Source organism: Bradyrhizobium sp. CW1 (assembly GCF_023100665.1).
Lineage (GTDB): Bacteria > Pseudomonadota > Alphaproteobacteria > Rhizobiales > Xanthobacteraceae > Bradyrhizobium > Bradyrhizobium canariense_D.
The window spans coordinates 5,915,424-5,929,017 of record NZ_CP064684.1; the positions used below are offsets into that span (position 1 = coordinate 5,915,424).

A 13,594-nucleotide genomic window follows, 5' to 3' on the forward strand; every position below is an offset into this window, starting at 1 on the left:
TGACAAAAAATTCAGGCGAGCAGCTTCATCGCGACGGCGACCAGGCGCTTGCCGTCGAGCGAAAGGCCCGCCTTGCCGACCACGCGCAGGCCTTGCGTGATGCAGATCATCAGGCGCGCGGTGTCGGCGGCGGCGACATGGCGGGGAATCGAGCCGTCGGCCTGCCCCTCGCGAATGAGGCCGGCGATGAAGCCTTCGTTGGTCTCGAGCCGCGCGCTGACGAGGGCGGCGACCACCGGATCGACCGCGGACAATTCGACCGCGCTGCCGACCACGAGGCAGCCGCGCCGCCCCTCGCTGCCCTGGGAGTGCTCTACATACGACAGCAGCATGTTGCGCAGCCGCTCGCGGCCATTGTCGCCTTTTGCCGCCGCGCTGCGCGTCTGCTCCTGGCGCAGCGCGGCGTAGCGCTCGAAGGCGGCGAGAAACACCGCATGCTTGTCGCGAAACGCCTTGTAGACGCTGCCGGTCGCCAGCCGCATCGCCGCGGTGAGATCGCCGATCGAGGTGGCATGATAACCGCGCTCGGAAAACACGCGGACGGCCCTGTCGAGCGCGGTGTCCATGTCGAACTCCCGGGGACGGCCAGGCGGACGGCCAATGGGCGGGGATTTGCGGGCCGCTTTTTGCATTGCAGGATAATAGGGAATGTTTGTTTCCAAACAAAGACACTTGGTTGTGATTGGGGCGGTAGGGCCACTAACTCCGGCGTCGCCCCTGGCCAAGGCCAGGACCCATTATCCCAGGGAAGGGGTTGGGCGGACATTCGTTCGGTGGGATTGATATCGCCTTAAATCGATAGACCTCGCGGTATGGGTCCTGGCCTTCGCCACGACGACATTTGAGGTTGTTATGCCTGACTGCCGGGCATCGCCACGGCGCAGGCCACATCGCGGTCCTGCGCACATTTCAACTTGCAGACATGCCTTCTCATCCTCGCGGCTGATTCCGCCCGAGCTTTGCTTCGTCGCTTCACCCTCTTGTCCAAGAGGGCGCAGGGAAGGCCGGGTGCCGGCTGGCACCCGCGGTCCGCTGCGCGAAAAGCACACGCAGAGAGAACCGCACAGCAGCATACAGGTGTAGCCAATCACTCGGCCTTCCCTGCGCGATGGTTGGACGGCTTATGCCGTGCTCTCCCGGGAGCCGAGTTCTCTTTGGCCTCCCTCGTCCTCGCAGAAGTCACCGGCACCCGCGCCGGTTGACGCAGATGCCGCATCCGCAAGAGCTTGACCGTAGCAACGACGGCCAGGACCACACGGTTTTGCCGTACGCACGGCTCGCCATTTCGCCGCAGTTTTCCCAGCCCTGTCGACGGAGCCGGAAACTTACAGACGAGACGAAGCCTAGCAGCGCCGCTCGTCGGCACGCAGCCTTGGGCTCACGGAGAGCAATCCGCCCTGCCCTTAGCCTCTCGCACCCGAACGCTGCCGCGTCCACCGCAAGCCCGGCTCGCGAACATGACGACCACAAGATCGCCCCTCAAGGATGAGCCGGGATGGGCGACACATACGCCCTTTCCGAATTTCGGTAAAGCGGAATATTTTTGTGAGAGCGGATTGACACGGGGGCGACACAGCAAGGTCCCGTAGCCCGGATGAGCGAAGCGACATCCGGGGTCTTGCCACAAGCGACAGCGGTCCCGGGTGTCGCTGCGCTCACCCGGGCTACGAGAGCTCACCGCTTCGTTCGCACCGGCGTTCCGTCGGCCATGAGTGTCACTCCCTTCCGTTCGACAATCATCCCGTAGGCGTGCGGCTGACGGTGAACGTCGAAATTGAAAGTGGTGCGCTTGTAAGAATTGCAGAGATCGAGATCGCAACGGGCGAGCGCGATCTCGTCCCCCTTGGTCGTGCATCGCGAGATGATCTCGCCGGAGGGCGCGATGACGCAGCTTCCGCCGATGTGGTCGACGCCCTCCTCGACACCCGCTTTGGCGACGCCGACCACGAAGGTGCCGTTCTGGTAGGCGCCGGCCTGCATCACCAGATGATTGTGGAACAGCGAGAGATCGTCATGCTCGGGTGCGGGCGGATTGTGCACCGGCGTGTTGTAGCCGATCATCACCATCTCGACGCCCTGCAGGCCCATCACCCGGTAGGTCTCGCTCCAGCGGCGGTCATTGCAGATCGCCATCCCCATCACGCCGCCAAAGGCCTCGGTCACGCCAAAGCCATCGCCTGGATCGAAATAGCGCTTTTCCAGATGCTGGAATTCGCGCCACGGCTCATGCTCGGCATGCCCGGGCAGATGAACCTTGCGATATCTCGCGACGATGGCGCCGCTCTTCTCGACCAGGATCGAGGTATTGTAGCGCCTGACAATTCCGGCCTCGACCGTCAGCTCGGCATAGCCAAGATAAAATCCGATGCCGATCTCGCGCGCGAGATCGAACAGGCCTCTTGTCTCCGGCCCCGGCATCTCGCGCTCAAAGAAGCTGTCGATCTCAGCCTGATCCTCGAAATACCAGCGCGGAAAGAACGCGGTCAGCGCGAGCTCGGGATAGACGATCAGGTCGCAGCCGTTGGCCTTCGCCTGGCGCATCAAGGCCATCAGGCGCGCCACGACCGCGGTTCTCGTCTCGGTCCGCGCGACAGGGCCAAGCTGGCCGGCTGCGATCGTCACAAATCTCGTCACGAATCTTTCCCTCGTCCGCTTCCCGGGTCAGGTCGCGGCAGAGACTATCGCGCGATGCGCCGCGCGCACAGCCTCGCTGTCCGGCACGGTGCCCAACCGAGAGGCAGCCCGACCGTCACGTGGAAAGTACCGAGAACAGATAATCTCGCAAACCCCCGCTCGTGCTGCTCAGGCGATCGAGCATGGGCAGCTACACGCCTACCGGGGGGAAGATGCATCTCACGGAGCGCGACTTACCAACCCGCCGATGCAGGTTCGTTGAAGAACATCGTCTGATCGCGCGCCGCCATGCGCGAGGGCTGGCGTCGACGGTGCCTCTCCGCACTGCGCTTGTTCGAAACGGTCCGAGCTGCTTGCTTCGGCGTCGCATCAGGCTGCGCCACCATTGCAAAAGCTTGGCGGGGCCTCTCCTGCGTGGGCAGCGCGTCGGCGACGGCAGGCGCGGGAGTCGGCGGAACCGACTCGGCTTTGGACAGCGATATTTGCCGTACGCTGGTGTCGAGGACGATCTTCTCAGGCCAGGTTTGCGCGGAATGAACGCGCACAATCGACCGATCTGGCTCGGCCGGCGCGGCGGCGCTCACGGGGGCGGTCATGTACCGGTCGGCGAGGAAAAGGAGGGCGAGCAGAGCGCCGCCGGTGAAGACGAAATAGCGGATGAGCGGCATGGGTCCCTCGATCGCCTCGTTGTCGAGGCCCCTGCAGCAACGGGAAAGAGTGGCAATCGTTCCGGTGCGCTGTCGAGCAATCGCGGGAGACGCTCAGCCGCCCACTGGCATTCCGCTTGCTGCACGGGAGTCAAATCCCTCAGACCCGCAGTGGGTCTGTCTCATCGTGAGGCGATCATGCACCCGACGTCCCGTTTCGAAGCGACCATGCCGACACAGCTCCACGCATTGATCTCCGATCTGCGTTGGCGCTTGCAAATGATCGACGCCGACATTCTGGAGGAAGAACGGAAGGCCGGAATCTCCGATCCCCAAAACCTCGCCTACCCCATGCTAGCGCAGAACCTGCGGGCCCGGCGCGACAATATCCGGGTGAGCATCGCGATTCTCGAAAGCCGCCTCGAAAAGCGATCGACGGAGCGGCCGCGCGCGGCCTGATGCGGCGACGGCGATTGGCTCCCGTCGCACCCAGGTTAACGCGAAGGAACTCCCGTTGCCGATCTGCAACGGTTCCCGTCCGTCTGAAGCCGGACAAAAGAAACTCCCATTGCGGCCACGAACCCCTCTCACAACGCCGTGAGACGAGCAGGGGAACGACGATGCGTGCGCAAAGAGTCTGGGTGGTGAATGGGGCCGCCAGCGTCGAACAGTTGCAAACCAGATTGGACGATCTGAACAAGCGGCTCGGTCAACTCGAGACTCAGCACCCCGAGAGCTGGAAGGTCGAAGAGCTCAGATCGACTGCGCTCAGCCTGTCGCGCGAGATCGACGACATCCGCTGCGCCGAGGCGACGGCGGCGCTGAGCGAGCTCCTGCGGAAATAGCCGGCGTTCGCGATTCGCCCGTCGCGCAGGAACCAACGCCGCCTCCCCGCCATTGCCATGCCGAGCATGGAGCAAAATCATGACCAGGCACCTGACGCGGGCCGATCTCGCGCGCGGCGTGGCCGGCGCGGTATCCACGCTGGTCCTGTGCGCGACGATGGCATTCACCATCGCGCGCCACTTCGCTTTGTAAGGCATTTGGCGCTGTGAGGTATTTTCGATGACGTCCGACCCCGAGGAATCGGTCAGGCTGCAAGGCTACGGCGAGATGACCCTGCGTACGGCCGTCACGACGATGATGTTGCTTGCGCCGCGCGAGCGCGCGGATGCCGCCATCTTCCGCGTCCGCGACGGCGTCCGGCTTGCCTCAAGCGAGATTGCCGAACTCGCCTCCGAATGGGGCATCACGCCAACGCCGGAGATCAGGTCTCCGAACCTCGTCCCGGAGCAGCACTGGACCCACGTCGTTCGCGGCATGGTGCGTGAGGCGCCGCTGCCGGCGCTGATGATTGCGTTTATGGTCGGCGTGCTGGTGGCGAGGCGGTAGTCCTCTGACCTAGCTTGCAACGCCGAGTTATCGAAACAGGCAATGCCGAGCCATGCCACCGCGACAGACCGCCCTGTCCGGCCAAATCGGCCGTGGACCCGCCCTGAAAATCGTTGCAAGAAGACGCTCCCGGGCGCCGGCGGCTGGTCCGCCAAGCTTGGGAACGAGCCTCTAGAAAAACGTCGACTTTTGGAAGAATGGTCGGAGTGGCAGGATTCGAACCTGCGACCCCTGCGTCCCGAACGCAGTGCTCTACCGGGCTGAGCCACACTCCGACAAGAGGCCGGCTTATAGCGTCGGGTTTGGCGCACCGCAAGCGGCCGAGCTGAGGAATCTTATCCCTGTGAAAACGGGTCTTGAAACGCTGATTTTACCGGCCGGCGAGGCCGGCGCGGAAGCTGCCGCCCGGACATTGGCAGCCGGCGGGCTGGTCGCGTTCCCGACCGAGACGGTCTACGGGCTCGGGGCGGACGCCGGAAATGCCAGTGCCATCGCCCATCTTTACGCCGCCAAGGGGCGGCCGGCCTTCAATCCGCTGATCGCGCATGTCGCCGACCTCGCGGCCGCGCGCAGGATCGGACGATTCGACGCCTGCGCCTTGCGCCTTGCGGAGGCGTTCTGGCCGGGGCCGCTGACGCTGGTGGTGCCGAAGACGGAAAACTGCCCGGTGGCCGAGCTTGCCACCGCGGGCCTCGACACGGTCGCGATCCGCATTCCGGCCCATCCGGTGGCGCAGGCGATCCTGCGCGCCTTTGGCGGGGCGGTGGTGGCGCCGTCCGCCAACATCTCCGGCCACGTCTCGCCGACGCTGGCGGCCCATGTCGAGAGCGACCTTGCGGGGCGGATCGACCTGATCGTCGACGGCGGGCCTGTTACGGTCGGCGTCGAATCGACGATCGTCGGCTGTTTTGCGGCGCCGATGCTGCTGCGGCCCGGCGGGCTGTCTCGCGAGCGGATCGAGGCCGTGCTTGGTGCAGCGCTGGCGCGACTGCCCGCGGAGACCGACAGCGAAGACAGCCAGCCGCTGGCGCCGGGCATGCTGGCCTCGCATTACGCGCCACACGCCCATGTGCGGCTCAATGCGCTGGACGTCGCGCCGGGCGAAGCGCTGCTGGCGTTCGGCCCGGCGCGCCTGCCTGGTCTGGAGGCCGCCGTCGCCGTCATGAATTTGTCGCCCACCGGGGATCTCGATGAAGCCGCCGCCAATCTGTTCGGCTATCTTCGCGCCCTCGATGCTAGGGGGCCGCGGGCGATCGCCGTGATGGCGATCCCCGAAGAGGATCTGGGCGAAGCGATCAACGACCGCCTGCGCCGGGCGGCTGTGGCGCGATAAGAGCGAAGCAAGAGACAAGACAATGAACATTAATCATCCCGCCACCCCTCCGCTTGCGCCCGAGCTGATCGAACAATTCCGCAAGATCGTCGGCGAGAGGCACGCCATCACCGATGTAGCCGACATCGAGGCCTACGTCACCGAAGAGCGCAATCTATTCCACGGCCGCTCGCCGCTGGTGCTGCGCCCGGGCTCGACCGCGGAAGTCGCCGCAATCTGCAAGCTCGCCTCCGAGCACAAGATCGCGCTGGTGCCACAGGGCGGCAACACCGGGCTCGTCGGCGGCCAGACCCCGCACAATGGCGAGGTGGTGGTGTCGCTGCGCCGGCTCGACAAGATCCGCGAGATCGACACCGCCTCCAACACTATGACCTGCGAGGCCGGCGTCGTGCTGCAGATCGCGCAGCAGAAGGCCGCGGACGTGGACCGGCTGTTTCCGCTGTCGCTGGGGGCGGAGGGCAGCTGCACCATCGGCGGCAATCTCTCGACCAATGCCGGCGGCACGGCCGCGCTGGCCTATGGCGTCGCGCGCGAGATGGCGCTGGGGCTCGAGGTGGTGCTGGCGGACGGTCGCGTGCTCAACGTGCTGTCGAAGCTGAAGAAGGACAACACCGGCTACAATCTGCACAACCTGTTCATCGGCGCCGAAGGCACGCTCGGCATCATCACGGCGGCGACGCTGAAGCTGTTTCCGAAGCCGCGGTCGATCGAGACCGCCTTCGTCGGGCTGAAGTCGCCGGACGCCGCGCTGAAGCTGCTGGCGATCGCGCAAAGCGAGGCCGCCAATGCGCTGACGAGCTTCGAGCTGCTCTCGGAGATGGCGGTCGATTTCTCGATCCGCCACGGCATCGACGTGCGCGATCCGCTCGCGCAAAAGCATGCCTGGTACGTGCTGATGGAATTGTCGTCGCCCGGCGATGACGCCCGGACGCCGCTGGAAACGATCCTCGGCCGCGCCATGGAGGACGAGATCGTCGACGACGCGGTGATCGCGGCCAATCTCACCCAGCGCGCTGGCTTCTGGAAGCTGCGCGACGAAATGTCGTCAGCACAAAAGCCGGAGGGCGGCTCGATCAAGCACGACATCTCCGTGCCGGTGGCCACCGTGCCGGCCTTCATCGCCGAGGCCAATGAAGCCGTGGTGAAGCTGATTCCCGGCGCGCGGCCGGTGCCGTTCGGCCATCTCGGCGACGGCAATCTGCACTACAATGTCAGCCAGCCCATCGGCGCCAACACCGCGGACTATCTGGCGCGCTGGCACGAGATGAACGCGGTCGTGTTCGCCATCGTGCTGCGTATGGGCGGCTCGATCTCGGCGGAGCACGGCATCGGCGTGCTCAAGCGCGACGAGTTGCCCGACGTGAAGGACAAGACCGCAATTGAGTTGATGCGACAGCTCAAGGCGATGCTCGATCCGCTTGGAATCATGAACCCGGGAAAAGTGCTGTGAGTGCGCTCAAGATCGACGCGATCACCGAGGCCGAAGTCGAGCCCGTGGTCGCGCTGTGGCAGCGCTGCGGGCTGACGCGGCCGTGGAACGATCCGCATGCCGACATCGCGCTGGCGCGACGGCGCGACAATTCCACCATCCTGCTCGGCCGCGACAACGGCGCCATCGTCGCCACCGTCATGGTCGGCCATGACGGCCATCGCGGCTGGGTCTATTACGTCGCCGTCGATCCGGATAGCCGGAAGCGTGGCTACGGCCGCGTCATCATGGCCGCGGCCGAAGACTGGCTGCGCGCGGCTGGAATTTTGAAGCTCCAGCTGCTGGTCCGGCGCGGCAATGAGCAGGCCAATGCGTTCTACCAGTCGCTGGGTTTCGAGGAATCGACCTCGGTGATGTTCCAGAAGTGGATCGACGGCCGCACCACAACGCCAAGCAACTGAGATCGAAGCATGACCATATCCGACCGCGTTCGCATCAAGGACGTCCGCGTGCTCTCGGACGGCTGGACCCCCCTCAAGACCACCACGTTCGAGTACCGGCGCGCCAATGGCGAATGGCAGACGCAGCACCGCGAGACCTATGAGCGCGACAACGCCGCCGCCGTGCTGCCCTACAACCGAGCGCGGCGCACGGTGATCCTGGTGAAGCAATTCCGCTTGCCGGCCTTCATCCGCGGTTACGACGATCTCCTGATCGAAGCCGCCGCCGGGGTGCTCGACGACGCCTCGCCCGAGGTGCGCATCCGCGCCGAGGCCGAGGAGGAAACCGGCTATCGCCTGCACCGCGTCCACAAGGTGTTCGAAGCGTTTATGAGCCCCGGCGCCATCACCGAGAAGCTGCATTTCTTCGTCGCCGAGTACGAGCCGGAGATGCGAGTCAGCGACGGCGGCGGCCTCGAACACGAAGGCGAGGACATCGAGGTGCTGGAGCTCGGCATTGACGAGGCGCTGGCGATGATCGCGGACGGGCGTATCATCGACGCCAAGGCGATCATGCTGCTGCAGCATGTGGCGCTGCATGTGTTTCGGTAGGTTGTCTTCCTTCCTTCTCCCCTTGCAGGAGAAGGTGGCGCGAAGCGGCGGATGAGGGGTTTCTGTCCGCGCGCGCATCTCATGCAGTTGAGCACGCGGAGAGAGACCCCTCACCCGTCTCGCCGCTTCGCGGCGAGCCACCCTCGCCCGCAAGGGGAGAGGGGAAAAAGCGGACCTGGCTCTATCAGTGCAATTCTGACCTGCATTGCCTCGCCCCCCGTTGAGCTCACCCCCGACTATCTCTAGTCTGTCGCCAACAAGAACCAGGAGACGCGCCCCATGTCCGCTTCGCGCGACGACGAATTCGGCTTTGCGCCCGACTATGACGCCCCCGTTCCCTATATGCAGCGCACGCGGGACTATTACGCCGCGATTGGCTACACCACGGCGTATCGCTGGGCTCACTACACCGAGGCGCCGTTCCAGCCGCTAAAGAAGCCGTTGTCGCAATCAAGCGTCACCATCATCACGACCGCCGCGCCATACGACCCCGCCAAGGGCGACCAGGGACCGGGCGCGGCGTATAATGGCGGCGCGAAATTCTACCAGGTCTATGAGGGCGACACGGCGAAGCCCCACGACCTTCGCATCTCGCATATCGGCTACGACCGCAAGCACACCACGGCCACCGACAACGGCACCTGGTTTCCGCTGCCGCAGCTCTTGAAGGCAAGCACCGCCGGGCGCATCGGCGAGGTGGCCCCGCGCTTCTTCGGCGCGCCGACCAACCGCAGCCATCGCGTCACCCTCGACACCGACGCGCCGGAAATTCTGGCGCGCTGCCTTGCCGACAAGGTCGATGTCGCCGTGCTGGTGCCGAACTGTCCAGTCTGCCACCAGACCACGGCGCTGGTGGCTCGGCATCTCGAGGCGAACGGCATTCCGACCGTGATCATGGGCTGCGCCAAGGACATCATCGAGCACGCCGCCGTGCCGCGCTTCCTGTTCTCGGATTTCCCGCTCGGCAATTCCGCCGGCAAGCCGCACGACATCGCCTCGCAGGCGCAGACGCTCGAGCTGGCGCTCAGACTGCTGGAGACCGCGAGCGGCCCGCAGACCACGATGCAGTCGCCGCTGCGCTGGAGCGAGGACGCTTCCTGGAAGCTCGACTACAACAACGTCGCGCAGCTCTCAGCTGAAGAGCTGGAGCGCCGCCGTGCCGAATTTGACAAGCAGAAGGAGATCGCGCGCGGCAATCGCGCCGCCTGACGTCCTCCGACAACCAAAACAAACAGGGAGAGCGACGTGACGCGACCGTTCGAGGGCGTGAAGATCCTGGACTTCACGCAAGTGCTGGCCGGCCCCTATGCGAGCTACCAGCTCGCGCTACTGGGCGCCGACGTCGTCAAGGTCGAGCGGCGCGAGGGCGAGGACATGCGCCGCACGCCGCTGTCACGCGAATGGGCGGAGCGCGGGCTCGCGCCCGCGTTCCAGGCCATCAACGGCAACAAGCGCAGCCTGACGCTCGACCTGCAAAAGCCCGATGCGATCGCGATCGTGAAGAAGCTCGCCGCGCAAGTCGACGTCGTCATGGAGAATTTCCGCCCCGGCGTGATGGACAAGCTCGGCATCGGCTACGAGGCGCTGTCCGCGATCAATCCGAAGCTGATCTACTGCGCGGTGTCCGGCTTCGGCCAGACCGGTCCGGACCGGCTGCGCCCCGGCTATGACGGCAAGATGCAGGCGCTGTCCGGCATCATGGCGATCACGGGTCATCCCGAGACTGGGCCGACCCGCGCCGGCTTTGCGGTGTGCGACGTGCTGTCGGGCGCCACCGCTGCGTTCGGCGTGTCGAGCGCGCTTTACCAGCGCGACCGCGCCGGCAAGGGCCAGCTCATCGACGTCTCCATGCTGGAGGCGACGATGGCGTTCCTGTCGGGGCAGATCGCGGACTGGTCGGTCGCGGGCCATCGCCAGCAGCTGTCGGGGAATCAGGCCGTCAGCCGCAGGACCACGGCGAATTTGTTTAGATGCGGCGACGGTCACATCCTGCTCGCCGTCAACAACGAGAAGCAATATCGCGCACTGATGTCTGCGCTCGGCCGCGAGGACACGCTCAGCGATCCGCGCTTTGCCGACTGGTTTGCGCGCAACGAGAACGAGCCGGCGCTGCGCGCCATCATCGAAGAGGCGCTCGCGGCAAGGCCTGCGCGCGAATGGGAGACCATTCTGGAAGACGCCGGCACGCCCTGCGCCAGCATCTGGAAGGTCGAGGAAGTCATCGACCATCCGCAGATCAAGGCGCGCGGCGCGATCCAGGAACTCGATACGCCCTACGGCCGGCTTCGTTTCGCCGGCAGCGGATTCAAGCTCGCGCATGGCGGCGGCAGGCTCGACCGGATGGCGCCGGAGCTCGGCGCGGATACGGATGCGGTGCTGGGCGAGCTGGGATTTGACGCAGCGGAGATCGCAGCACTACGGGCGCGGGAGATCGTGTAAGGGCGAAGCCGCTTAAAACAACGACCCCTGCCCGTCATCAGCCGGCCCGGCCGCCGCTTTCCGCACCACCTTCTTCTTCGGCGCCTCCGCCTCCATGTCCTCCGCGCTGATCGGCAGGAGCAACTGGTCGTCGTCATTGGCGACGCGGTTGACGCGGGTGGAGACCGGGTGCCAGGCGAATTCGCCGATGCGCGGGGCGGTCATCAGCGGCAACACCGCATCGAGGTCATCGCTGCGGCTGTCGAGCCAGCGCTCGAAATCGCGCGGGCTGATGGTGACGGGCACGCGATCATGGAGCGTGGCGAGATCCTCGCTCGCCGCCGCCGTGACGATCGCGACCGTGTCGAGCTCCTCGCCGTTCGGCCCGACCCAGGTCTCGAACACCGCTGCAAAGCCGAGCGGCGCGCCGTCGGCGCGATGGATGAAGAACGGCTGCTTGCGCCCACCCTCCGCCTTCCATTCGTAATAGCCGTCGGCCGGAATCAGGCCGCGGCGCCGGCGAATCGCGTTCTTGAAAGCGGGCTTCTCCAGCACGGTCTCGGAACGGGCATTGATCAGGAGCGAAAATCCCTTGGGATCCTTGACCCAACCCGGCAGCAAACCCCAGCGCATCAGGCGAAAATGGCGCGCGCCGTTCTCGGCCAGCACGACCGGAATCGGTTGTGTCGGGGCCACATTGAACCGGGGCGGGAAGTTCGGCTGCTCAATGTAGCCGAACAGTTGCCGCAAAGCCGCGGGGGCCGAAGTTATGACGAAGCGTCCACACATCCTTGAGGGCCTATATAGGGTCCGTTCAGGTCCTTTTAACCCCGAACGTTAACACTGCGGCAGATGAGCTCAACGGTCTCCCAGCCGGCGCGAATGCATGGACAGACGGGGCCCGAGGCTGCAGCCTGGGCCGAGCGGCTGCGCGTGGCCAACATCAACCCGCGGACCGGGCTTGCCACCGACTATCTCAACCATTTCAATGAAGCCGTGATGCTGCTGGAAATGGTCCCCGACATGCCGGAATGCGCGGAAGATTTTCTGACCTGGTCGCCGCTGTCCTATGCCGAGCATTTCACCGCCTCGAACTTCAAGGCCCGGGATCTGGCGATCGAGGCCTATGAAAAGGCCGACCCGAACGTGCGCGCCCAGTTCGACCACCTCACCGACACCATGACCTCGATCCTGACGGCGGTCGGCTCGGCCATGCGCGAGGTCGAGAAGGACACGACCCGCGTTCGCCTCGCCGAGCAGGCCGCCCACTGGGTCAAGCCGCTGATCGCGGCCTGCGGCGGCATCATCAATGGCGGCGCGGAAGCCGACGTCGACAACATCATGGCGAACTGAGCCCGAGCAGGTGAAGTCATGGCTGCGATCGTTCAGCCCACCCGTCCCCAGATCGCGGTCAGTGCCGCGATTTTTCGTGACGGCAAGGTGCTTCTGACCCGTCGCGCACGCTCGCCGGCAAAGGGGTTCTATTCGCTGCCGGGCGGCCGGGTCGAGTTCGGCGAATCGCTGCACCAGGCGCTGGCGCGCGAGATCGACGAGGAGACCGGGCTAGATATCGAAATCATTGGCCTCGCGGGCTGGCGCGAAGTGCTGCCGGCCGCGGCCGGCGCCGGCCACTACCTGATCATGTCCTTTGCCGCCCGCTGGGTGGCCCGGGAGCCGGTTCTCAACGACGAGCTCGACGACTGCCGCTGGATCGCCCCAAAGGCCCTGGCGAGCCTTGGCGACCTCAAGCTGACCGGCGGGCTGGAAGAGGTCATCCAGTCCGCTCACCGGCTGATGGGCGCCTGACGGCCCCGCCTTGCGTCTATCGCCCCGAGGAGGCATACACCCGGCCGATGTCGACGCGATTTCTGGCCATTTTTGCCCTGATTCTCGCCTGCGCCTCGGTGCCCACGAGGGCTCAGGACGGGGCAGCGCCGTTTGACGGCGATTTGCAGCGACTGGCGGAGATCCTCGGCGGGCTGCACTATCTGCGCGGCATCTGCGGGTCCAACGAGGGCAACAAATGGCGCAGCGAGATGCAGGCGCTGATCGATGCCGAAACCCCCGCCGGCGAACGCCGCACCCGCATGATCGCCGGCTTCAACCGCGGCTATAACGGTTTTCAGCAGACCTACCGGAGCTGCACGCCGGCCGCGACGGTGGCGATCCGCCGCTATATCGAGGAAGGCGCCAAGATCTCGCGCGATCTCACGGCGCGTTACGCGAACTGAGACAGCGGCGGGAACCCTGTCATCGACTTTGTACACAGCCGTTAACCGTTCCTAAAGATGTGGCCTAGCGGGCGTTAACGTGCGTGCTACACCTCTCGCACAGCGCATCGCCGTGGATTGCGCCCCAGCCCCGACGAGTTTCATGAGCCATCCAGTGTCCTACGCTCCCGCACGCGCGCCGCTGCCCGATCACGAGCAGAAGCAGGCCGCACTGAGTTATCTCAACGAGGCCTGGGCCGAAGCGCGCCATGATGGCGTCGACGGCGACTGCCTGGCGCAGGCGAGCCTGTTTGCGGCCCTTGCCGAGCTCGTCGGCACCTATGGCGAGGACGCGGTGGCGAAGTTCGTCGAAGGCTTTCCCGGCCGCATCCGCAACGGCGAATTCTCGGTCGACATTTCCAGACAGTAAGTCTTTCTCCAGGCAGTAAGCCTTGCCGAAAATGACCCCGCCACGTAGG

17 protein-coding genes and 1 tRNA gene are annotated in these 13,594 nt (G+C 65.3%); 13 read left to right on the forward strand and 5 right to left on the reverse strand.

Features of this window, described 5'->3' with window-relative positions; genetic code table 11:
* Positions 1-11: 11 nt before the first annotated feature.
* The 3 genes from IVB54_RS28825 to IVB54_RS28835 form a co-directional block, all read right to left on the reverse strand.
* Entirely contained in the window at positions 12-566 is a 555-nt protein-coding gene (locus IVB54_RS28825; RefSeq protein ID WP_018456176.1) for a TetR/AcrR family transcriptional regulator, read from the reverse strand.
* A 1,108-nt stretch (positions 567-1,674) separates the two neighbouring features.
* Entirely contained in the window at positions 1,675-2,634 is a 960-nt protein-coding gene (locus tag IVB54_RS28830; protein ID WP_026233664.1) for an N-carbamoyl-D-amino-acid hydrolase, read from the reverse strand.
* A 233-nt stretch (positions 2,635-2,867) separates the two neighbouring features.
* Entirely contained in the window at positions 2,868-3,302 is a 435-nt protein-coding gene (locus IVB54_RS28835; RefSeq protein WP_018458810.1) for a hypothetical protein, read from the reverse strand.
* 177 nt (positions 3,303-3,479) lie between these two features.
* Here IVB54_RS28835 and IVB54_RS28840 point away from each other — a divergent pair, with 177 nt between their 5' ends.
* From IVB54_RS28840 to IVB54_RS28850, 3 genes are all read left to right on the forward strand, one after another.
* Entirely contained in the window at positions 3,480-3,740 is a 261-nt protein-coding gene (locus IVB54_RS28840) for a hypothetical protein (protein ID WP_018458811.1), read from the forward strand.
* 161 nt (positions 3,741-3,901) lie between these two features.
* Positions 3,902-4,126 carry a hypothetical protein gene (locus IVB54_RS28845; RefSeq protein WP_026233665.1) on the forward strand — a complete coding sequence of 75 codons (225 nt, stop codon included), beginning with the start codon at positions 3,902-3,904 and terminating at the stop codon, positions 4,124-4,126.
* Between the two features lie 220 nt (positions 4,127-4,346).
* A complete protein-coding gene (locus IVB54_RS28850; protein WP_085352582.1) occupies positions 4,347-4,673 on the forward strand; it encodes a hypothetical protein in 327 nt (108 codons plus the stop codon).
* A gap of 198 nt (positions 4,674-4,871) precedes the next feature.
* Here the strand turns inward: IVB54_RS28850 and IVB54_RS28855 are convergent.
* Positions 4,872-4,948 (reverse strand) — tRNA-Pro (locus tag IVB54_RS28855).
* Between the two features lie 68 nt (positions 4,949-5,016).
* On the opposite strand from IVB54_RS28855, the gene IVB54_RS28860 reads away from it, so the two are divergent.
* The 6 genes from IVB54_RS28860 to IVB54_RS28885 all read left to right on the forward strand — a co-directional run bounded on the left by IVB54_RS28860 (position 5,017) and on the right by IVB54_RS28885 (position 10,926).
* The gene (locus tag IVB54_RS28860) at positions 5,017-6,006 is read left to right on the forward strand and encodes an L-threonylcarbamoyladenylate synthase (protein ID WP_026233666.1); all 990 of its coding nucleotides are present in this window, start codon (positions 5,017-5,019) and stop codon (positions 6,004-6,006) included.
* Between the two features lie 22 nt (positions 6,007-6,028).
* Entirely contained in the window at positions 6,029-7,456 is a 1,428-nt protein-coding gene (locus IVB54_RS28865; RefSeq protein ID WP_018458814.1) for an FAD-binding oxidoreductase, read from the forward strand.
* The gene (locus tag IVB54_RS28870) at positions 7,453-7,896 is read left to right on the forward strand and encodes a GNAT family acetyltransferase (RefSeq protein ID WP_018458815.1); all 444 of its coding nucleotides are present in this window, start codon (positions 7,453-7,455) and stop codon (positions 7,894-7,896) included. Before IVB54_RS28865 ends, IVB54_RS28870 begins: the two co-directional genes overlap by 4 nt.
* 9 nt (positions 7,897-7,905) lie before the next feature.
* Entirely contained in the window at positions 7,906-8,487 is a 582-nt protein-coding gene (locus IVB54_RS28875; protein ID WP_018458816.1) for an NUDIX domain-containing protein, read from the forward strand.
* A gap of 279 nt (positions 8,488-8,766) precedes the next feature.
* A complete protein-coding gene (locus IVB54_RS28880; RefSeq protein ID WP_018458817.1) occupies positions 8,767-9,696 on the forward strand; it encodes a glycine reductase in 930 nt (309 codons plus the stop codon).
* A gap of 36 nt (positions 9,697-9,732) precedes the next feature.
* Positions 9,733-10,926, forward strand: a complete 1,194-nt coding sequence (locus IVB54_RS28885) for a CoA transferase (protein ID WP_247776543.1) — start codon at positions 9,733-9,735, stop codon at positions 10,924-10,926.
* A 12-nt stretch (positions 10,927-10,938) separates the two neighbouring features.
* On the opposite strand, the gene IVB54_RS28890 is transcribed toward IVB54_RS28885, so the two are convergent.
* On the reverse strand, positions 10,939-11,694 hold the full coding sequence (locus IVB54_RS28890) for an SOS response-associated peptidase (protein WP_026233667.1): 756 nt from the start codon (positions 11,692-11,694) through the stop codon (positions 10,939-10,941).
* 63 nt (positions 11,695-11,757) lie between these two features.
* On the opposite strand from IVB54_RS28890, the gene IVB54_RS28895 reads away from it, so the two are divergent.
* The 4 genes from IVB54_RS28895 to IVB54_RS28910 all read left to right on the forward strand — a co-directional run bounded on the left by IVB54_RS28895 (position 11,758) and on the right by IVB54_RS28910 (position 13,545).
* Positions 11,758-12,258 carry a hypothetical protein gene (locus IVB54_RS28895; protein WP_085352590.1) on the forward strand — a complete coding sequence of 167 codons (501 nt, stop codon included), beginning with the start codon at positions 11,758-11,760 and terminating at the stop codon, positions 12,256-12,258.
* 18 nt (positions 12,259-12,276) lie between these two features.
* Entirely contained in the window at positions 12,277-12,711 is a 435-nt protein-coding gene (locus IVB54_RS28900) for an NUDIX hydrolase (protein WP_018458821.1), read from the forward strand.
* Positions 12,712-12,758: 47 nt separating this feature from the next.
* Positions 12,759-13,136 carry a TIGR02301 family protein gene (locus IVB54_RS28905; protein WP_007607220.1) on the forward strand — a complete coding sequence of 126 codons (378 nt, stop codon included), beginning with the start codon at positions 12,759-12,761 and terminating at the stop codon, positions 13,134-13,136.
* Positions 13,137-13,278: 142 nt separating this feature from the next.
* On the forward strand, positions 13,279-13,545 hold the full coding sequence (locus IVB54_RS28910) for a hypothetical protein (protein WP_007594892.1): 267 nt from the start codon (positions 13,279-13,281) through the stop codon (positions 13,543-13,545).
* Positions 13,546-13,594: the final 49 nt, after the last annotated feature.